The organism is Sphingomonas crocodyli (genome assembly GCF_004005865.1).
GTDB classification, from domain to species: Bacteria; Pseudomonadota; Alphaproteobacteria; order Sphingomonadales; family Sphingomonadaceae; genus Rhizorhabdus; species Rhizorhabdus crocodyli.
The window spans coordinates 518,435-538,564 of record NZ_SACN01000002.1 but is presented as its reverse complement, the minus strand read 5'-3'; the positions used below and the strand labels follow the sequence as shown (position 1 = coordinate 538,564).

Sequence of the window (20,130 nt, the reverse complement as noted above, 5' to 3'; positions counted from 1 at the left end):
TGACGGATTTTAGATCGTCGTCTGCGAACCCAGCTCGACCACGCGGTTCGGCGGGATGCGCAGGAAGTCGGTGGGATCGGCAGCGTTGCGGTAGAGGAAGATGAACAGCAGGTCCTGCCAGAAGGGCATGCCGCTATGCTTCGACGGGCGCAGCGTAGATCGACCGATGAAATAGCTGGTGCCGACCGGCTCGATCGCCTTGTCGTCACGCGGGCGCGCGAGCGAGAGATCGCGCGGCACGTCGGGCGTTTCCATGAAACCGTAGGTCAGCAGGGCGCGGCTGAAATTGGCATCGATCGGCAGGATCGACAGCCGCTCGTCGGGATCGACGAAGGGCGTCGGCGCGGTCCGCACGGTCAGCGCGATATTGCGTTCGTGCAGGATCTTGTTGTGCTTCAGATTGTGGAGCAGCGCGTTGGGCGCGCCATCGCGATCGGCCGACAGGAAGATCGCGGTGCCGGGCACACGCTCGGGCGGGCGGGCCGAAAGCATCCGCGCCAGTTCCTCCAGCGCGATCGCCTGCGCCTTGTCGATCGCGTGGAGCAATTTGCGGCCGCGCACCCATGTCTCGATCAGCAGGCCGACGCCGCCCGCGACCACTAGCGGCACCCAGCCGCCTTCATAGACGCGCAGGATGTTCGCCCCGAAGAAGAAGATATCGAGCAGCAGGAAAGGCGCGATGAACGCGACCGCAAGGCCCAGACGCCACTGCCAGCTGCGCCTCACGATCACGAAGGCGAGCAGGGTCGTGACCACCATCGTGCCAGTGACCGAGATGCCATAGGCCGCCGCCATCGCGCTGGACGATCCGAAGCCGAAGACGAGGATCATCACGCCGACGAACAGCAGCCGGTTGATCCCCGGCAGGAACACCTGCCCCGCCATATGCGCCGACGTCTGGCGCAGCTTCATGCGCGGCAGCAGGCCCAACTGGATCGCCTGCTGGGTCAGCGAGAAGGCGCCGGTGATGACGGCCTGGCTCGCGATAATCGTCGCCATCGTCGCCAGCAGCACCATCGGCGCGCGCAGCGGGCCGGGGACCATCATGAAGAACCAGTCCTGGTTCGTAAAATTAGCGCCGGTGGCGGCCGCATGCTCCAGCTGCGCGAGCGCGAAGGCGCCCTGCCCCAGATAGTTGAGCGCGAGCGCGGGGAAGACCACCGCGAACCAGCCGCGCCGGATCGGCTTCGCCCCGAAATGGCCCATGTCGGCGGTCAGCGCCTCGGCCCCCGTCACCGTCAGGAACACCGCGCCCAGCACGAACAGGCCGGTAATGCCGTGGTTGAGCATGAACAGCACGGCATAATGGGGCGAGAAGGCCGCGAAGATTTCGGGCGCATCGAAGATGTGGATCAGCCCGATCGCCGCGATCGCGCCGAACCAGAGCAGGCAGATCGGCCCGAACAGCCGCGCCACCGCCGCCGTGCCCCGGCCCTGCATCGAAAACAGCACGACCATCAGCAAGGCGGTGATCAGGATGATTTCGCCGCGATTGATATGATGCCCGAAGGCCGGGATCGTCTTCAGCCCCTCGACCGCCGACAGCACCGACAAAGCGGGGGTGATGATCCCGTCGCCATAGAACAGCGCCGCGCCCGCAGCGCCCAGCGCGACCAGCAGGCGCCCTCGCTTGCGCGCCGCCCGCTGCGCCAGCGCCATCAGCGCCAGTACGCCGCCTTCGCCATTATTGTCCGCCCGCATCAGGAACAGGACATATTTGCAGGTGACGACGAGGATCAGCGCCCACAACGCCAGGCTGAGCACGCCTAGGATTTCGCCCGCGACGATGCCATCGGCCGCCGCCTGCCCCAGCGCCTCGCGGAAAGCGTATAGCGGGCTGGTGCCGATATCGCCGAAGACGACGCCGAGCGCGCCGAGCGTCAGCGCAAGCTGGCTATGCCCGCCGTGGGTGGGGTCGACATTGGCCGCGGGCACCAAGGCGTCCGCTTCCATCTGGCTATCCGCCACATTGCCCGTCTGATCGACCATGAGGCCCCGCTTCCGAATCCGGCCGGGCGGATAGTCCCGCCCGTCGTCCAATGCACGCTAAAACTGTTACGGTCGCACACGCATTTGCGCGGGCAACGCAATCGCGGTAAGGGCGGTTCCGAATTGCCTCGGCGGCTGCGTCCGAATCGACGTCGTCTCCGGGGCATCGTCTTTTTTCACGCTTTTGCGAGCCCATTGGAGGCCCGACCGACATGACCCGCCGCCGCCAGATCTACGAAGGCAAGGCCAAGATCCTTTACGAAGGCCCCGAGCCCGGCACGCTGATCCAGTATTTCAAGGACGATGCGACCGCCTTCAACGCCCAGAAGAAGGGCACGATCAACGGCAAGGGCGTCCTGAACAATCGCATTTCCGAGCATATCTTCACCCTGCTCGGCATGATCGGCGTTCCGACCCACTTCATCCGCCGCCTGAACATGCGCGAACAGTTGATCCGCCAGGTCGAGATCATTCCGATCGAGGTCGTCGTGCGCAATGTCGCCGCCGGTTCGATCACAAAGCGCCTGGGGATCGAGGAGGGCACCCAACTGCCCCGCACGATCATCGAATATTATTATAAGGACGATGCGCTGGGCGATCCGATGGTCGCCGACGAGCATATCGCCTGCTTCGGCTGGGCCAGCCAGGAAGAGATGCACGACATCGCCGACATGGCGATCCGCGTGAACGATTTCATGTGCGGCCTGTTTGCCGGAATCGGCATCCGCCTGGTCGACTTCAAGCTGGAATTCGGCCGCTTCTTCGACGGCGATTACAGCCGCGTGATCCTGGCCGACGAGATCAGCCCCGACGGCTGCCGCCTGTGGGACATGGCCACCGGCGAGAAGCTGGACAAGGATCGTTTCCGTCAGGATCTGGGCGGCGAAGTCGAAGCCTATCAGGAGATCGCACGCCGACTCGGGCTGCTGCCCGAAGGCGAAACGATGGTCCTGGACCTCGACAAGCACCGTAAGAGCAAGGGCAAGTAAGCCCGGCGAACGCAGCTGCGTTCATCTGGCATTCAGCCTGCCGCACCCCAGCCGCAGTTGGTCGCAGAGGCCATTTAAAAGCGGATCGGTAGTAATGACTCTTCGTTCGAGCAGGAGCATGTTTCCTGCATCAGAGCGAGGAGTCCGCGGCTATGGCGACGACCCGTTACGAGCATCCGTCCACGGCACCGATGGTGCTGATGCTGCCCGATCCGGCTTCGGATCGGCCGGGCTATTGGCAACGCCACTGGGCCGCATCCCGCATGGATTGCGCGGTGCTCGATCTGGGCACCAGCGCCACCCCCAACCGCAATAGCCTGGTCGGCCGGCTCGATCAGGCGGTGCACCGCGCGGGCGCGCCCGTCGTCCTGGTCGGCCACGGCCTCGGCGCACTCACCATCGCGTGGTGGGCGAACCTGATGAGCGGCGAGGACGCGCCCGGCATCGTCGCGGCGCTTCTGGTCGCCCCGGCCGATCCGCAGGAGATCGAAGCGGTCGAAATGGCGCCGCTCCCCTGCTCGGTCCTCCCCTTCCCTGCTTTGGTCGCCGGCAGCGATGACGATCCCGCGCTGCCGATCGAGCGGGCGTTCAGCATCGCGCGCCAATGGGGCGCGGGCTTTGCGCGGTTCGACGGATGCGGCGGCTTCGGCCCCGCCGACGGCATCGGCTTCTGGCCCGATGGCGAGGAACTGCTCGATCGCTTCATCGATCTGGTCGACGATCACGAAGCGCGCCACCACCTGCTCAACCTTCCCGAATGGCGCCTGTCCGCTCCCAATAGCGGGCCGGCGTTGCTGCGCCGCTGACCCTCTCGCGGCGCGGCTCCCCCGCGCCTCGCTGAGGTTCTCCGGCCCAGCGGGGCGCGGCCCCCTCTCTAACAAGCTTAACTGTGCCTCACCCCAGCAAGAATGGGTTGGCGTGGTGGGATAGCGGGCCTATGGGCGTTGCTTCCCATTCGCAATAAGACGGTGTGACGGCGTGGACATGATGAGCAATCGCGAACCGGTGAAGATCCCTGAGAGCAGCGCGTTCTACAGCGAGACGGTGCTGTGGGTGAAACATTGGAACGAGCATCTGTTCAGCTTCGCGATCTCGCGCCCTGCGGCGTTGCGCTTCCGGTCGGGCGAGTTCGTGATGATCGGCCTGCCGCAGGAAGGCGGCAAGCCGCTGCTGCGCGCTTATTCGATCGCATCGCCATCCTATTCCGACGAGATCGAGTTTCTGTCGATCAAGGTCGAGGACGGCCCGCTGACCTCGCGCCTGCAGAAGATCGTGCCCGGCGACGAAATCTACATGGCGCGCAAGACCACCGGCACGCTGGTGACCGACGCGCTGAAGCCCGGCCGCCGCCTGTTCCTGCTCGCCACCGGCACCGGCCTTGCGCCGTTCCTGTCGGTGATCCGCGATCCCGACGTCTATGTGCAGTTCGAACAGATCATCGTGCTCCATTCGGTGCGCCGCGTGAGCGACCTCGCCTATCGCGAGCTGCTCGAGGCGAAGCTCGAGGGCGATCCGCTGCTCGACGACGATGCGCGCGCGAAGCTGCATTATATCCCGACGGTGACGCGCGAGCCGTTCCACCGTTCGGAGCGCATCACCACGCTGCTGGAAAAGGCCGACCTGTTCGACGACGGCGTCGAGGGCGAGCACAAGCTCGATCCGATGCACGACCGCGCGATGATGTGCGGCAGCATGGACATGATCAAGGATTGCGCAGCGATCCTCGAACGGCTCGGCTTCGAAGAAGGTTCGAACGCGCACCCGGCCGATTTCGTGATCGAAAAGGCGTTCGTAGGCTGATCCGTCAGCGTGCCCCGGCCTTGCGCCGGGGCCGCCTGGATTACGACGCCAGCCGCTTGTCGGTGGGCGTGAACTCGACCATTTCAGCGCCTGGAAACGCCTCCATCGCCGCGCGGACGAGCGGGGAGGCGAGGATTTCCTCGCGCACCGCATGTTCGGCCGCCAGTTCGCGCGCACGCAGCGACGGCTCGCCCTGCCCTTCGGCGATCGACACTGTCCAGACCTGACCGGTCAGCTTCTTGAGCGCATTCGCCAGATCGTTGGCGAAGCTGAGCGGCAACGACGAATTGCGCGCTATCGCCAGATCGGTGCCGTCGAGGCGGATCACCGAGGCATGATCGTTGAACTGCACCGCAAGCAGCGGGTGCGCCTTCTCCAGCAGATCGTGGATCGCCTGCGCATCGGCGGGGAGCGGCGGCGGGGCCGGCGGCTCCGCAACAGCCACGGCGGCGGGCGCAACCGGGGCAGAGGCGGCAGGAGCCGGCGCCGATGACGGTGCAGCTGCCGGTGCTACGCCGCCCGCCGGAGCCGTGATCTCGCCGGCGAGCAGCTTGCGCGCCAGTTCGCCCGGATCGGGCATCTGGCTGGCATGGACGACGCGCAGCAGCGCCATCTCCGCCGCCTCGATCGGCATCGCGGCCGACTGAACCTCGCCATGTCCCTTGAGCAGCAATTGCCAGAGCTTGTGCAAGGTCGCGAAGCCGAGCTTCGACGCCCATTCGGCCAGCGCCTCGCGCTCCTCGACCGACATGGCCGGATCTTCGGTGCGCGACACCTTGGCGCGGGTGACGCCGTGGCACGTCTCCAGCAGGCCGTGGAGCAGCGCCGCCGGCTCGACACCCAGATCATATTGGCCGCGCACGCCCGCGAGCACCGCCTCCGCATCGCCCGACAGCAGATCGCCGAACAGCCGGCGGATCGCGCCGCGATCGGACAGGCCGAGCATGTCGCGCACCTGCGCCGCCTCGACCTTGCCCGATCCATGCGCGATCGCCTGATCGAGGATCGACAGGCCGTCGCGTGCTGAACCCTCCGCTGCGCGGGCGATGAGCGCGAGCGCCTCGGGGTCGGCTTCGACACCCTCGGCCTCCACCACGCGCGCGAAATGCGCGCCCAAGGTCTCGGCCGAAATGCGCTTCAGATCGAAACGCTGGCAGCGCGACAAGACGGTGATCGGAACCTTGTTCACTTCCGTGGTGGCGAACAGGAATTTGACGTGGGGCGGCGGCTCCTCAAGCGTCTTCAGAAGCGCGTTGAACGCATTCTTCGACAGCATGTGGACTTCGTCGATGATGTAGATCTTGTAGCGCGCGGAGACGGCGGCATAGCGCACCGCCTCGATGATCTCGCGCACGTCGTCGACGCCGGTATGGCTGGCGGCGTCCATTTCGACCACGTCGATATGCCGCCCCTCGGCGATCGCGCGGCACGGTTCGCACACACCGCACGGATCGATCGTCGGACCGCCCTGCCCGTCCGGGCCGATGCAGTTGAGCGCCTTGGCGATCAGCCGCGCGGTCGACGTCTTGCCGACCCCGCGAACCCCGGTGAGCAGGAAGGCATGCGCCAGCCGATCGCGCCGGATCGCATTGCCCAACGTCGTCACCATCGCATCCTGGCCGATCAGTTCGGCGAAGCTTTGCGGGCGATATTTGCGGGCTAGAACGCGGTAAGGCTGCGGGGATTCGGACATGGGCAAACTCTATCGGGGAGAGCGCCTGTTGTCGCGTCTAGATGTGTTGAAAGTGGGAGCCGGGACGACCCGTTGCGAAATCGTTGTGGCTGCTCCCTTCCGGGCCTGACCAGGTTGGCGACGGCACCGTCCGCCCGACTCCCGCGGCGCATATGGGCGAAGCGGGGCGACGATGCAAGGTGGCGTGAGAGCGCCAAAAGTTTCCTATAGGAAACTTCCTACACGATCAGATCGAAAAGCTCGATCCGCAGCCGCAGCCCGAGGCCGCATTGGGATTGGTCACGCGGAAGGCGGCACCACCCAGCGATTCGACATAATCGACCGCGCCGCCGCGAACGAGATCGAGGCTGATCGCATCGACCACCAGCGACACGCCGTCGCGCGTGGCGACGGTGTCGTCCTCCGCCGGGGCATCGGCCAGCTCGAACTTGTACTGGAACCCCGCGCAGCCGCCGCCGTCGATGGCGAGGCGCAAGATGGCGGGCTTGCCCGTCTTCGCGGCGATCGCGGCAACGCGGGCGGCGGCGGACGGGGTGATGTCGATCTCGGCGTTCATGCGCCTAAGATAGGGTGTCGGAGTGCTTCCGACAATCAGGAGATCAGTCCTGCGCTTCGTCTTCCGGGCCGCCCTGCGCCACGGGGGCGCTCACGCGGTCCTTCATCGCCATGATGTAGTTGGCGGATTCGAGGAAGGGGATCGGGTTGACGGCGCGGCCGTCGATGCGGACTTCGTAGTGGAGGTGCGGGCCGGTCGAACGGCCAGTCGAGCCGACATAGCCGATCAGGTCGCCGCGATGAACGCGCTGGCCCGGATGGGCGACGATCTTCGACATATGGCCATAACGGGTCGAGATGCCCTTGCCATGTTCGACTTCGACGCAGTTGCCGTAGCCGCCGAACCATTCGGCGCGGTTCACCATGCCGTCGGCCGTGGCGTAAATCGGGGTGCCCGTCTTCGACGCGAGATCGATGCCGGCGTGCATCGCCGCGCCGCCACGGAACGGATCGCGGCGAACGCCGAAGGCGCTGGTGAAGGTGAAATCGGCGAGGGGCTTGATCGACGGGATCGAAATCACGCCCTTTTCCATCGCATCCAGCTTCTTCCACGACATGAACAGTGCATGGAACTGACCGGCAGCTTCGGCCTGAGCGGTCTCGGCCTGAACGGCGACCGGCGCGACGAGCATGGCGACAAGGATCGTCAGTCGGCGAAAAGCAGCAGCAATTTTCGACATTTAGTGCCCGACCCCGGCCATTATTGGCGCCAAAACCGCGTGCGCGGAGCCGGCGCTGTTTGCGTTATGCCGAAGTCAGGATTGCCCCCCCTGCTGCGACACCCGGACTGTGCTGGGGATCACACCGGCCGGCAACCCCGGCCATGAAGGCTTTCGTTAAGCCGGCCCGCTCGCGCGATGAGTCGTTGAACGGAGGCTTAACGATGCCCCTGAAGTGGCAGGCTAGCATCTCCGCCCAGACGGCGGGATAATCGAATCGCTGTTGCGCCGCACAAGCCCATTCGAACCAGTCGACGCCGGCGCGGACATGCCCGATTTCATCGTCAGCAATTCGCCGCAGCACCTTCGCCGACCGATCGTCTCCCGCAGATGCGAAGCGATCGATCATCGCGGGCGTGACATCCAGCGCGCGCGCTTCCAGCACCATCGGAACAACGGCGAGCCGGGCGAGCGGATCATGCGCGGTGGCGGCCGCCGCCTCCCACAGACCATCGTGCGCGGGCAGATCGCCATAAGAGGCACCGAGCGCGTTGAGGCGGCGTTCGATCAGCGCGAAATGCATCGCCTCCTCCGCCCCCACCACCAGCCAGCGATCGGCGAAGCCGCGCGGGAACTGCGCGCCGAAGCGGCCGACCAGATCGAAGGCGAGATCGATCGCGACATATTCGATATGGGCGAGCGCATGGAGCATCGCGATCCGCGCGCGTTCGGACCCTGCCTTACCCCGCTTGGGCATGCGATTGGGCGGCAGCAAAGGCGGGCGATCGGTGCGCGCCGGCTGATCGGGCATCGCGCTGGCAAAGGCGAAGTCGATCCGCCCCAGCCGCCAGTCGCGCGCAACCCGCCGCGCCGCCTTCACCTTGGCCAGCGGATCGGCGCTGAGCAGGACAAAGCGGCAGGCTTCGCTCAGGTCGATCAAAGCGCCTTCACGGCCTCCAGTACCTCTTCGGCGTGGCCCTTGACCTTCACCTTGCGCCAGACGCGGGCGATCATGCCGTCCTTGTCGATCAGGAAGGTCGCGCGCTCGATGCCCATATAGGACCGGCCGTACAGGCTCTTTTCCACCCACACGCCGAACGCCTCACACACCTTGGCATCCGCATCCGGGCCGTCGGCATCGGTCGCGAGTTCGACCTTGAGGTCGTACTTCTTGATGAAGTTCTGGTGCCGCTTCGGCGTGTCGCGCGAGATGCCGAGGATCGCGGCGCCCGCCTTGGCGAAATCGTCCGCCAGCGCGGTGAAGGCCTGCGCCTCGGTGGTGCAGCCCGGCGTATCGTCCTTCGGATAGAAATAGACGACGAGCGGCTTGCCGGCCCAGTCCGACACGCGCTTCGTCGCGCCGTCGGGCATCGTCAGCACGACATCGGGGGCCTTATCGCCTTGAACGGGCATCGCGGTTCCTTCCCTATTGGTCGGAACCGCCTTTCGCGCCGAACAGCGGAGGTTTCAAGTGAGGGTCTTCTTCTCCCCCTCGTAGCGGGAAGGAAAAGAAGAAGACCCTCTCCCAACCCTCTCCCGCACGCGGGAGGGGGCTAAGACATCAGGCCGCCTGCGCGGTCGGGACCGAAGCGATCGCCGATTGCCACGCCGCCGAGACGATCGACCGCGCCTGCGCATAAGCCGTAACCAGCGCGTCCCAATCGGCCAGGCCGCATGCCTGGGCGATCGCGTCGCGCCGCTCGGGCGCGGGTTCGTGCGCGTGGGGGGAAACGGTGCGCAGCGCGATCAGCAGGCGGCTGAGCAGATCATGCGCACCGATCAGCGAGCGATCGGCCAGACCCGCGACCACCAGCGAACGGATCGCCGCGCGCAGGCGCGGATGCAGGCCGACATGATGGTTGAGCTGCAGCGTGTGGACCGCGAACTCCAGATCGACCAGCCCGCCCTGCACCAGCTTGACGTCGAAGGCCCCGCGCGGCGCCTTGTTGCGCGCGATATCGCCGCGCATCTTGAGCGCATCGGCGATCAGGGTCGCGCGGTTGCGGGGGCTGCGCAGGCGGCAGGTGACGAGGCGCTTCAGCGTCTCGCGCCCCGCATCCGAACCGAAGACCGGCCGTGCGCGGGTGAGCGCCATATGCTCCCACGTCCACGCCTCATCGCGATGATAGGCGTCGAAGCAGTCGACCGAGCATGCGAGCAGGCCCTTCGCACCCCACGGGCGCAGGCGCGTATCGACCTGATAGAGCGGGCCGAGCGTCGTCATCGTCGCCATCATCGTCGAGACCCGGCGCGCGACCCGGCTGAAATATTCATTGGCGTCGAGCGGGCGGCGGCCGTCGCTGTTGGTCCGATGATCGCCGGTGAACAGATAGACGAGATCGAGGTCGGAGCGGTGCGTCAGCTCCGAACCGCCGAAGCGGCCGAGGCCCAGGATGAGAAATTCCGAGCCCGGCACCTTGCCGTGGATCGCCGCCATTTCCGCCAGCACATGCGCGGTCACGACGTTGAGCGTCGCTTCGGCAAGGTCGGTCGAACCTTGCGCGATATCGACGAGGTCGGCGGTCGCCTCCAGCGTCTGGAGGCCCAGCGCGAAACGGTGCGCGTTCACCGCCTCCGCCATGCGCAGCGCGCCGGCATGGGCATCGGTGCCCGCAAGCATGTGGCGCAGTTCGGCCTCGACTTCGGCACCCTTGGGGACCGGCGCGAAGACGCTGCTGTCGATCATGCGGCCGACAAGCTGCGGCTGCACGACCAGATGGCGGGCGAGCGACGGCGCGCGGCCGATCACGCCCAGCATCGACAGAAGCAGCGACGGGCGCGCTTCGAAGCTGCTGAACAGCGCAACCCCAGCCGGCTGGCGCACGACGATCTCGTCGAACACGGCGAGGACCGCATCGGGATCGGGGAAGTGGGCGATCGCCTGGAGCAGGCCGGGCACCACCGCCTTCATCGCGCGCCGCTCGGCCGAGGTGGCGAGGACGGCGCAGCGGCCCTCATCCCATTCGCGGAAGCGCGCCGCGGCGCTGATCGGATCGGCGAAGCCGACTTCGCTGAGCGCGAGTTCGACCGGATCGGTGACGCCGGGGAACAGCGCACGGCGCAGCGTATCGACCAACGCGCCGTGCAGCGCCGCGGTATCGGCGCGCAGGGTCGCCAGGATCGACAGCGCCTCGGCAGCGCGGACGGTCGCCTCGGCATATTCGGCAGTCATCAGCTGTTCGGGCGACGGGCCGACCAGCGCCTCGACCTGCGCCAGTTCGGTCAGCAGCAGCGCCTGCTGCGCATCATAATCGCGCTGCGAGCCGAGGGTGAGCGTGTCGCTGGCGCCGATGCCGGCGAGCAGATCGGCCGCGGCCATCGTCGTCCGGTTGAGCTGCGCGAACAGCCGATCGAAGGCATTCCCCGCCGCCTGCGCCCGGAGCGCGGCATAGCTGTGCCCGATCCGATCGAGCAGAGCCGCCGGATCGGCCGTGTCGCGCCCCGAGGTCGCGAAATTGCGGAACGCGGTGTCGGCCTTCACATCGGCCTCCGCGACGGCTGCTGGGGGGTACGCAAAAACAACATGAGAGGGGTATTACCCCACGAACCGCATAAGGACGGTTTCGGGTATTGGTTTCGGCGCCTTTAACCTATTGCGCCGACACCCGCGCCCATTCCCCCGCGATCAGGGCGCGTGCCATTTCATAAGCCACTGTAAGCGCATCCCAATCGGCGTGGCCGCAAGCCTTGGCGACCAGCGCGCGGGACGCCTCCGGCGGCTCCCCCGAGTCCGGTGCGACCAGACGAAGCGTCACCAACATTCGGGTAAGCAAGGCGTGCGCGTCGGCGAACCCGGAATCGAGCAGCCCCGCATCGGCGAGCGCGCGGGCGGCGGCGCGCAGGCGTGGATCGAGCCCGACATGGTGCGTCAGCTGGAGCAGATGGACCGTGAACTCGGCATCGACGAGGCCGCCGGGGATCAGCTTGACGTCATAGGGGCCGGCGGGCGGCTTGTGCCGCGCCATATCGGCGCGCATCCGCACGGCGTCGGACCGAGTCTCCTCGGCATCGCGCTTCCGCCGCAGCGTTTCGTCGACGATGGCGGCGACTTCGGCACGCGCCGCATCCGATCCGAAGATCGGCCGCGCGCGGGTGAGCGCCATATGCTCCCACGTCCACGCCCCCTCACGCTGATAACGCGCGAAGCTGTCGACCGAGACGGCGAGCAGACCCTGCGTGCCCGAAGGCCGCAGGCGCGTATCGACTTCGTAGAGCGGACCGGATGCGGTGGGCACCGAGAGCGCGGCCGACACCCGGCTCGCCAGCCGGTTAAAATAGGTGGTGGCGCCCAGCGGCTTCGGCCCATCGGATTCGGGCATGATGTCGCCCGTGAACAGATAGACGAGATCGAGGTCCGATGCGTGGGTGAGCGCCCCGCCCCCCAGCCGGCCGAGCGCCAGCACGACCAACTCGCCGCCGGGCACCTTGCCATGCACGCGTTCAAACTCGGCGACCGCCGCCGATGCGATCACCTGCAGCGCGGCTTCGGCCACGCGGGCATAACCGCCGCCGATATCGATCGGATCGGCCGCCCCCTCGATCAGCTGGACGCCCAACGCGAAGCGACGTTCGCCGACAAGCTGGCGGACATGATCGAGCAGATCCTCATAGCCATCGCCGCGCTCCATCCCGCAAAACTCGGCGGCGAGAATTTCGGTGGAAGGCGCGGGCGCGAAGGCGGTCGCGTCGATCAGGCCGTCAAGCAAGGCGGGCCGCCGCGCCAGCGCCTGCGCCAACGTGGGCGCATGGCCGAGGACCGCGATCACGAGCGCGGCGAGCGCGGGCCGCGCTTCGAGCAGGCGGAACAGGTTGAGCGCGCTCGGCAGGCCGCCAACCAGATCGTCGAAGCGCGCAAACGCCTGATCGGGATCGGGCGCGCGGCCCATCGCCTCGATCAGCTTGGGCAGCATCGCCTCCAGCGCCGCCTGCGCGACGGGGGTGCGCAGCGCGCGGGCCTTGCCTTCGCGCAACTGATCGATGCGGCGGCGTGCGGCGGCGGGATCGGCGAAGCCGCTTGCGGCCAGCGCCTCCTCTAGCTGATCGCCGGCGGCGGGCATGCTGCGGACGGGTTCGCCGTCGAGTGCGTCGTAGAGCGTGCCGATCCTGTCGACATGCGGGCGCAGCCGCGCGATCAGCGCGTCGCCATCGGCCATGCCATCGAGAGCTGCGACATTGTCGAGCGCATCGGCCTGTTTGGGCAGGCGGTGCGTCTGTTGATCGTCGACCATCTGCAGCCGATGTTCAATGGTGCGGAACAGGCGATAGGCGTCGGCCAGTTCACGCGCCTCCCCTTCCCCGATCACCCCGGCGGCGCCCAGCGCCGCCAGCGCGTCGAGCGTCGCGGGCGCCCGCAGCGCGGGATCGCGGCCGCCGTGGATCAGCTGGTGGATCTGCGCGTAGAATTCGACCTCACGAATGCCGCCGCGGCCACGCTTGAGATCATAGCCGAGGCCGAATTTCTGCCCCTGCGCATGATGATCGCGGATGCGGTGCGACATCGCACGGATTTCGGCGATGGCCCCGAAATCGAGCGAGCGACGCCACACGAACGGGCGGATCGCATCGAGGAAGCTTTGTCCGAGCGTAATATCGCCAGCAGCCGCGCGCGCACGGATGAAGGCGGCTCGCTCCCACGACAAAGCGGCCGACTCATAATGGCTGAGCGCGGCTTCGTAGGGGAGTGCCACCGGAGTCGCCTCCGGCGCGGGGCGCAGGCGCAGGTCGACGCGGAAGACATAGCCATCCCCGTCGCGCGTCTGGAGCAGATCGACGACACGCTTGGCGATCCGCACCGCCGCCTCGATCGGCTCCTCACGCGCCCGGCGCGGCAGGCTCTCGGGATCGAAGATCAGGATCGGATCGATATCCGACGAATAATTGAGTTCGCGGCTGCCATGCTTGCCCAGTGCCAGCGCGGCGAAGCCGACCGGATCGGCATCGGGCGTGCGTTCCACAATTGCGACGCGGATCGCATTGTCGAGCGCATGATCGGCAAAGTCGGACAGCCAGCGGACCACCTGTTCCAGCGGCGCGCCGCCCAGATCGGCAATCGCGACGCCCAGCGCCACCGCCTGCCGCTGCCGACGCAGCTCACGCGCCGCATCGGCCGGATCGACCGCCACGCATTGCGCGCGGATCATCGCATCGACGCCATCCTGCGCGATCGCTTCGACGATCTCGGTCCGCTGCCGGGCGATCACGCGCAGGAAAGGAGAATGCCGGTCGATCCGCGCAAGCAACGCATCGAGGGCGGCGGAAGGCAGGCCGGTTCCCATGATCGCTTCCGATACGCGCTGCGACGGAATGCGCAACCCGCGAGGAATCCGTGCGTTATACAGGATATGACGAGTAGCGATGCTTACAGGCCCCGTGAAGGGACTCTCCGCCCGCCGCAAAATATTGCGGCGCCGGCGACCCACGAAGGCGTGGGCAATGCCCTGCGCGCTGCTTATGGGCAGACCGCGCCGATCCCCGAGGATTGGCGCAAACTGCTCAGCCGTCTCGATCGATAAAGCGGGCGCTTAGCGCCTGTCACGCAGCTGCACGGTGCCGCAGTGCGCGCACCGCCGCATCTCGCGCCTTTCAGAGAAGGCGACGAAATCGGTCCAGCGGCGGTGGACACCAAAAAAGCACAAAAACGACATGCCCAACTTATGGGCGCTGACAACCCTGTAAGCCAACAGGCCATTGGTCTGAACCGGTTTGCGGAAGTTATCCGTCCGTATCATCCAGCGACGGCGCACGATCACGGCTGAGGCTGTCGACGTCCGACATGATCTGCTGCAGCGTCGTGGTCGACGTATCGGTCTTGTGCTCGCGGCGCGACGGAAGCTGCCCGTTGGCGAGCAGTTCCTCCAGCGCGGCGCGGCCGCGCGCGACGCGGCTCTTGATCGTGCCGACCGCACAGCCGCAGATCTCGGCGGCTTCTTCATAAGCGAAGCCACCCGCGCCGACGAGGATCAGCGCCTCGCGCTGCGGCTGCGGCAGATGGAGCAAAGCACGCTGCATGTCGGCCAGTTCGACGTGGCGATCCTGCGATGCAGGTGCTGCGAGCAGCTTCGACGCCGTCAATTCATCCCATTCGCCGCGGAAGCGCGCGCGGCGCATCTGCGACAGGAACAGGTTGCGCAGGATGATGAAGGTCCAGGCGCGCATGTTGGTTCCGGCCTGGAAGCGCTTGCGCGCTGCCCATGCCTTCATCAGCGTTTCCTGCACCAGATCGTCTGCCAGATCGCGATTGCCCGAAAGCGAGCGACCAAAGGCGCGCAGGTGGGGAATCACACGGGCAAGCTCATCCTTGAACTCACCATCGGACAGCGCGACAGGCTCCGGATTTTCCGGCTTTTCGCCTTCGCTATCGATCATACGCGCTTTCACCCCGGCGGCGCCCGAAGCGCCATTAAAGTTGGCCAGATACACCCGATGTACCTCATGCGATATGGCAATTCCGCGAAGGGGCCGTGTCGCCCACTTCGCGGCTTCGCACTTTCGAAGGTTAAACGGGCACTGCCGTAACGGGTTCCAATCGTTTCGCTACTGGACCAATTGTTCTGCTCAGGCCGCGACGGTCGCCGCGTCGAAGAACAGGGCCTGGCTGATCGCCGCGCGCACCGTGGAACGCTGGAACGGCTTGGTGATCAGGAAGGTCGGCTCGGGCCGCTCGCCGGTCAGCAGGCGTTCGGGGAAGGCGGTGATGAAGATCACCGGTACGCTGAACTCGGCCAGGATGTCCTTCACCGCATCGATGCCCGAACTGTCGTCGGCCAACTGGATGTCGGCAAGGACGAGACCCGGACGATGGGCATGCGCCTGCGCGACGGCCTCGTCGCGGGTCACGGCGACACCGGTGACGCTGTGGCCCAGATCGCGGACGATCGTTTCGAGGTCCATCGCGATGATCGGCTCATCCTCGATGATCAGCACGTCGGTGCGCGTCTGCCGCTCGATCTCGGCAACCGCATCGGCGACGAGCGCCTCGACCTCGTCGTCGCTCGAATCGATCAGATAGGCGGTCTCGGTGACGGTGAAGCCTTCCATCGCGGTCAGCAGCAGCGCCTGGCGCGACAGCGGGGTAATCGTTTGCAGGCGCGCCTGGGCCACCGCCTCGCGCTCCGCGCCGAAGGGCGGCTGGGCCGCGCCGTCATCGTCGAAGCTGGTCGACTGCCAGATCGCCTGGAAGGTGCGATACAGGCCGACGCGCGCGTCGACGTCGGCGGGGAAATCGCCCGGCGCCGCGACGATGGCCTCCAGCGTCGCGCGCACATAATTGTCGCCGTGGCTCTGGCTGCCGGTCAGCGCGCGCGCATAGCGCCGAAGGAAGGGCAGGTGCGGCGCGAGTTTCTGGCCAAGCGACATGGTCTTCTTATTCTCCCTGACTGCGGGCCAATCTGGCCTCCGCGCGGTGGATCAAGGAGATAGGTACCCCTCCCACCCAGCGGAAGCCGCCCGGACCCCCAAAATTCGAATGCGCGCAAATTGACATTCGGAACGTGGAACCAACGGGACAGTTTTTTGTTTCCTGACCGCGGTGTGCATTTTATGGCATCAACCATTAAGCGTCCGCAACGATCATGACAGGGCTGGCCATTGGCCGTAAAGCCCGCGGGGTTTGGCGTGGACGAAGAAACGATGATCAGGGGTGCTGGCCGCTTGGAGCCTACCGACGACCAGATTGGGGGCGAACCGAAAGCGAGCACGCCCAAGCCCGCGCGCAAGAAGCGCGACGGCGCCCGTGATGGCGGCGTCGGCAATGCGCTGCGCTCGGTTTACACCGAGACCGTCAATGAAAAGATCCCCGACGAATTCCTGGATCTGCTGAGCAAGCTGGACTGACGGTGCCGGCTGCGACGCCTGCATCGATACCGCGCTCGCGCGGGGACTGTTTCGGTACGTCCTGATGGCGCGGTCGGTTCGCATCCTGGCGGCCAGGCTGTCGACCGGCACCAAAATGCTGCTGATCCTTTCGGCGGCCTTGTTGCCGCTGGGCCTGATCGCACTTCTCACATCGCTGGATACCGCGCGCGCCAACAAGCAGCAGCGGCTGACGGCCGCGCAGATGACGACGGCGGTCTATGCAGCCCAAGTCGACAGCGCGATCGATGGCCGGATCGGCGCGATGCGCCTCCCCCTCGCCAACGCCCGCGACGCGGCCGATATCTGCCGCGCGCTGATCAGCAAGGTTCGTCCCGACAATCCCGGCCCGGCGATCGCGATGTTCGACGGCAATGGCGTGCGCCGGTGCCAGACGCCCGGCCCGCGCGTGACCGAAGGCAGCCTGCCCGCCGGAGTGGATCAGGCGGTGCGGATCGACGACGCGCGCAAGCTGCTGCGCGTCACGGTCGCGCGGCCCGATCATTCGCTGATCGCCGAAACCGAGCTGCCCGTTTCCGAAATCCCGGTCCAGATCGCCGACGAACCCGGCATGAAGCTGACCCGCCTCGCTTTGTTTCAGGCCGGGCGTTCGCTGATGCTGCGCGACAATGGCGCCGGATCGATCGCGCGGACTGTGCCGATCGGCGATACAGGCGTGCTGCTGCAGGCATGGTTCGAGCCCGACGCCGTTGGCGCGCGCAACACGCTGCTGGTCGCGATTCCAATCCTGATGTGGCTCGCGGCCGCCTTCACCGGCTGGCTGATCGTCAATCAGGTGCTGATCTATCCGATGCTCAAGCTGCAATCGGCGATCGATTCCTACGAACTGGGCCACGGCCCGCTCGTCCTGCCGCGCCTCAACACCCCCGCGCACGAAATCCGCGAACTGGCCGAAAGCTTCGCGAAGGTCTCCAGCCAGATCATCGCGCATGAGGAGGAATTGCAGGAGGGTCTGAAGACCCAGGTGAAGCTGACCCGCGAGGTCCATCACCGGGTGAAGAACAACCTTCAGGTCATCTCCAGCCTGATCAACCTGCACGCGCGCGGGGCGAGCGATCCGGCCGCGCACGACGCCTATGCGGCGATCCAACGCCGCGTCGACGCGCTCGCGGTCGTCCACCGCAACCATTTCGCCGAGCTTGAGGAGAATCGCGGCGTGGCGATGCGCGCGCTGGCGGGTGAACTGGCGTCGAACCTGCGCGCCTCCGCGCCGCCCGCCGCATCGGGCATGCCGATCGCGCTCAACATGATCAGCGCCAATGTGGGGCAGGATGTCGCCGCGCCGGTCGCCTTCCTGATCACCGAAGTCGTCGAGCTGATGATGTTCTGCAACCCCAAGGGATCGATCCTGATCTCGCTGGAGGCGACCGACACGCCCGAACGCGCGCTGCTGCGGATCGAGACGCTGGCGCTGCCCGAAGATGCGGTCGAAAGCTCGCCCGCCTTCGAACGGTTCGAACGCGTCATCACCGGCCTCGCCCGCCAGCTGCGCTCCCCCTTGGAACAGGATACGCGCGCCGGCCGCTTCGCGATCACCATCCCGATCATGCCCGCCTGACGACGAGCGGCGTTTTTTCCTAGGAAATTGCAAAATCTTTTGGCGGCGAACGGAACCTATAGTCGGGTAGGCCGTTCAACACTTCGGATAGCGATGCTTTGCCCCCCCCGCTCCCGCTATCCACAATAACCGGGCCCGGCAGCGTCTCCCCCCCCCGACGCGCCGGGCCCAATACATTCCGGGGCAGATAATCTTTCCAAATCAATTCATTACAGCTTGGGAACAAGCTGGTGACATAGGCATTATTCTGCCTGACCTCCGCCGGTGAGCGGAGGAGAAAGTTTCAGGAGGACCGTCATGATCAAGCGTATCGCCGCAGCCGCCCTGCTCTCGGCAACCCTGCTCGCCGCTGCGTGCAACACCGTCGAAGGCGCCGGCAAGGACGTTTCGTCGGCCGGCAAGGCGGTTTCGAACGCCGCCGACGGCGCCAAATAATCAACTAGGAGAGGCAAGCGGGCAAAGCACCCGCATGCTCGAAAAGGCGCCCGGGGCGGTTCACACCGTCTCGGGCGTTTCCTTTTTACGACCCCGTTCGGTGAACCAGATGCCGATGAGCGCGAGTTCGTAGAGAATGACCAGCGGGATCGCGAGCAGCAGCTGCGATCCGATATCGGGCGGGGTCAGCACCGCCGCGATCGCAAAGGCCCCGACGATCGCATAGCGCCGCGCGCCGACAAGCTGCGCGCGCGTCACGATCCCCGCCCGCTCCAGCAACATCAGCACCACCGGCAGCAGGAAGGACAGGCCGAAGCCGAACAGGAACTGCATGACGAAGGAGAGGTAGTTGCCGACGGCCGGCAATGCCTCCTGCTGCACGCCGCCCAGATTGCCCTGGAACCCCAGGAGGAAATGGAGCGCGACCGGGATCGCGACATAATAAGCCAGCGCCGCCCCCGTCAGGAACAAGATCGGCGTCGCGAACAGGAAGGGCAGCAGCGCGCGCTTCTCATTCTTGTAGAGGCCCGGCGCCACGAACTGCCACAGCTGGTTGGCGATCACGGGGAAAGCCAGCATCATCGCCGCGAAGAAGGCGACCTTGATCTCGACGAAGAAGGCCTCGAAAATCTGGGTGTAGATCAGCTTGCCCTGCCCCGCGCGCAGCAGCGGCTGGACCAGGAAGGCGAAGATCGGCCGCGCGAAATAGAGGCAGACGCCGAAACAGACCGCCAGCGCGCCGACCGCGATCAGCAGGCGACGGCGCAATTCCAGCAGATGATCGAGCAAGGGCGCCTTGCTCTCGTCGATATCGTTCATGGCAGCGGGGTCGTCTTCGGATCGGGATGCGACGCTTCGGCGGGTTCGATCTGTTCGACGGAGCCGTCGGGCCGCACGTCACTTACATGGCCGATCGGCAGCATCTGCCCGTCATTGTCGACGGGATCGGGCGCGACATAGTCCGTGGACGGCTGGGCGGGATGCTCGCGCATGATCCGCTCATTTTCCGCCGCCCACTTCTTTTCCATTTCCTCCAGTTCGGCCTGACGGATCATTTCGTCGATGCCGGATCGGAAATGGCGCGCGACGCCACGCGCCTTGGCGACCCACTGGCCGACGAAGCGCATCGCGCGCGGCAGATCCTTCGGGCCGATCACGACGAGCGCGACGACGGCCACGAGCAGCAATTCGGTCGGTGCGATGTCGAACATCGCGGCTTTGCCCCGGTTACCCCGTCAGATCAGCTATGCGGGCGATCGTCCTGCATCGGCTGCAGCTTCTGATCCTGATTGGGCTCCAACGGCGGCTGCTGCTGCAGGCGCGGGGCCGGACGCTGGGCCTGCTGCTGGGGCTCATCCTCTTCGGACATGCCCTTCTTGAAGCTTTTGATGCCCTTGGCGACATCGCCCATCATATCGGAGAAACGGCCCTTGCCGAACAGGAGCATGACGATCACGCCCACGACCAGCCAGTGCCAGATGCTCAAACCACCCATTTCGATTCTCCTCGGAAGCCCGTCATTTAGGGGCTGAACGCCATCCCGACAATGGCCAGCTTGGCGCAGCGCAAGGCCACGCCGCG

General features: G+C 66.2%; 19 protein-coding genes and 1 other RNA gene. 6 read left to right on the top strand and 14 right to left on the bottom strand.

Features of this window, described 5'->3' with window-relative positions:
• Window positions 1–9: 9 nt before the first annotated feature.
• A complete protein-coding gene (locus EOD43_RS17185; RefSeq protein WP_127745365.1) occupies window positions 10–1,953 on the bottom strand; it encodes a potassium transporter Kup in 1,944 nt (647 codons plus the stop codon).
• Between the two features lie 248 nt (window positions 1,954–2,201).
• On the opposite strand from EOD43_RS17185, the gene purC reads away from it, so the two are divergent.
• The 3 genes from purC to EOD43_RS17170 all read left to right on the top strand — a co-directional run bounded on the left by purC (window position 2,202) and on the right by EOD43_RS17170 (window position 4,778).
• On the top strand, window positions 2,202–2,978 hold the full coding sequence (gene purC, locus EOD43_RS17180) for a phosphoribosylaminoimidazolesuccinocarboxamide synthase (protein ID WP_127745251.1): 777 nt from the start codon (window positions 2,202–2,204) through the stop codon (window positions 2,976–2,978).
• 152 nt (window positions 2,979–3,130) lie between these two features.
• Window positions 3,131–3,784 (top strand): RBBP9/YdeN family alpha/beta hydrolase, encoded by a 654-nt coding sequence (locus EOD43_RS17175; RefSeq protein WP_127745250.1) that lies wholly within the window; start codon window positions 3,131–3,133, stop codon window positions 3,782–3,784.
• A gap of 178 nt (window positions 3,785–3,962) precedes the next feature.
• Window positions 3,963–4,778, top strand: coding sequence for a ferredoxin--NADP reductase (locus EOD43_RS17170; protein ID WP_127745249.1), 816 nt, complete (start codon window positions 3,963–3,965; stop codon window positions 4,776–4,778).
• 40 nt (window positions 4,779–4,818) lie between these two features.
• Here EOD43_RS17170 and EOD43_RS17165 read toward each other — a convergent pair whose 3' ends face one another.
• From EOD43_RS17165 to EOD43_RS17120, 10 genes are all read right to left on the bottom strand, one after another.
• A complete protein-coding gene (locus EOD43_RS17165; RefSeq protein WP_127745248.1) occupies window positions 4,819–6,471 on the bottom strand; it encodes a DNA polymerase III subunit gamma/tau in 1,653 nt (550 codons plus the stop codon).
• Window positions 6,472–6,519: 48 nt separating this feature from the next.
• An RNA gene (gene ffs, locus EOD43_RS17160) (signal recognition particle sRNA small type) lies at window positions 6,520–6,617 on the bottom strand.
• A gap of 80 nt (window positions 6,618–6,697) precedes the next feature.
• Window positions 6,698–7,027: an iron-sulfur cluster insertion protein ErpA gene (erpA, locus tag EOD43_RS17155; RefSeq protein WP_127745247.1), complete on the bottom strand. Its 330-nt coding sequence runs from the start codon at window positions 7,025–7,027 to the stop codon at window positions 6,698–6,700.
• A gap of 43 nt (window positions 7,028–7,070) precedes the next feature.
• Window positions 7,071–7,706, bottom strand: a complete 636-nt coding sequence (locus tag EOD43_RS17150) for a M23 family metallopeptidase (protein ID WP_127745246.1) — start codon at window positions 7,704–7,706, stop codon at window positions 7,071–7,073.
• 64 nt (window positions 7,707–7,770) lie between these two features.
• The gene (locus EOD43_RS17145; RefSeq protein ID WP_127745245.1) at window positions 7,771–8,625 is read right to left on the bottom strand and encodes a ferritin-like domain-containing protein; all 855 of its coding nucleotides are present in this window, start codon (window positions 8,623–8,625) and stop codon (window positions 7,771–7,773) included.
• On the bottom strand, window positions 8,622–9,098 hold the full coding sequence (locus tag EOD43_RS17140; RefSeq protein WP_127745244.1) for a peroxiredoxin: 477 nt from the start codon (window positions 9,096–9,098) through the stop codon (window positions 8,622–8,624). The genes EOD43_RS17145 and EOD43_RS17140 overlap by 4 nt, the downstream gene beginning before the upstream one ends.
• A 148-nt stretch (window positions 9,099–9,246) precedes the next feature.
• Entirely contained in the window at window positions 9,247–11,166 is a 1,920-nt protein-coding gene (locus EOD43_RS17135) for a [protein-PII] uridylyltransferase family protein (RefSeq protein WP_127745243.1), read from the bottom strand.
• 109 nt (window positions 11,167–11,275) lie between these two features.
• Window positions 11,276–13,960 carry a bifunctional [glutamine synthetase] adenylyltransferase/[glutamine synthetase]-adenylyl-L-tyrosine phosphorylase gene (locus EOD43_RS17130; RefSeq protein WP_127745242.1) on the bottom strand — a complete coding sequence of 895 codons (2,685 nt, stop codon included), beginning with the start codon at window positions 13,958–13,960 and terminating at the stop codon, window positions 11,276–11,278.
• Between the two features lie 436 nt (window positions 13,961–14,396).
• The gene (locus tag EOD43_RS17125; protein ID WP_127745241.1) at window positions 14,397–15,050 is read right to left on the bottom strand and encodes a sigma-70 family RNA polymerase sigma factor; all 654 of its coding nucleotides are present in this window, start codon (window positions 15,048–15,050) and stop codon (window positions 14,397–14,399) included.
• A 189-nt stretch (window positions 15,051–15,239) separates the two neighbouring features.
• Window positions 15,240–16,040 (bottom strand): response regulator, encoded by an 801-nt coding sequence (locus tag EOD43_RS17120; RefSeq protein ID WP_127745240.1) that lies wholly within the window; start codon window positions 16,038–16,040, stop codon window positions 15,240–15,242.
• Window positions 16,041–16,298: 258 nt separating this feature from the next.
• Here EOD43_RS17120 and EOD43_RS17115 point away from each other — a divergent pair, with 258 nt between their 5' ends.
• From EOD43_RS17115 to EOD43_RS17105, 3 genes are all read left to right on the top strand, one after another.
• The gene (locus EOD43_RS17115; protein ID WP_127745239.1) at window positions 16,299–16,517 is read left to right on the top strand and encodes a NepR family anti-sigma factor; all 219 of its coding nucleotides are present in this window, start codon (window positions 16,299–16,301) and stop codon (window positions 16,515–16,517) included.
• A 64-nt stretch (window positions 16,518–16,581) separates the two neighbouring features.
• Window positions 16,582–18,114: a sensor histidine kinase gene (locus EOD43_RS17110; protein ID WP_127745238.1), complete on the top strand. Its 1,533-nt coding sequence runs from the start codon at window positions 16,582–16,584 to the stop codon at window positions 18,112–18,114.
• Between the two features lie 297 nt (window positions 18,115–18,411).
• Window positions 18,412–18,549: an entericidin A/B family lipoprotein gene (locus EOD43_RS17105; RefSeq protein WP_127745237.1), complete on the top strand. Its 138-nt coding sequence runs from the start codon at window positions 18,412–18,414 to the stop codon at window positions 18,547–18,549.
• Window positions 18,550–18,609: 60 nt separating this feature from the next.
• On the opposite strand, the gene tatC is transcribed toward EOD43_RS17105, so the two are convergent.
• The 3 genes from tatC to EOD43_RS17090 are packed head-to-tail and all read right to left on the bottom strand — an operon-like array spanning window position 18,610 to window position 20,044.
• Window positions 18,610–19,368 (bottom strand): twin-arginine translocase subunit TatC, encoded by a 759-nt coding sequence (gene tatC, locus EOD43_RS17100; protein ID WP_127745236.1) that lies wholly within the window; start codon window positions 19,366–19,368, stop codon window positions 18,610–18,612.
• Window positions 19,365–19,760, bottom strand: coding sequence for a Sec-independent protein translocase protein TatB (gene tatB, locus EOD43_RS23980; RefSeq protein ID WP_240653289.1), 396 nt, complete (start codon window positions 19,758–19,760; stop codon window positions 19,365–19,367). The genes tatC and tatB overlap by 4 nt, the downstream gene beginning before the upstream one ends.
• A gap of 29 nt (window positions 19,761–19,789) precedes the next feature.
• A complete protein-coding gene (locus tag EOD43_RS17090; RefSeq protein WP_127745235.1) occupies window positions 19,790–20,044 on the bottom strand; it encodes a twin-arginine translocase TatA/TatE family subunit in 255 nt (84 codons plus the stop codon).
• Between the last annotated feature and the right edge of the window lie 86 nt (window positions 20,045–20,130).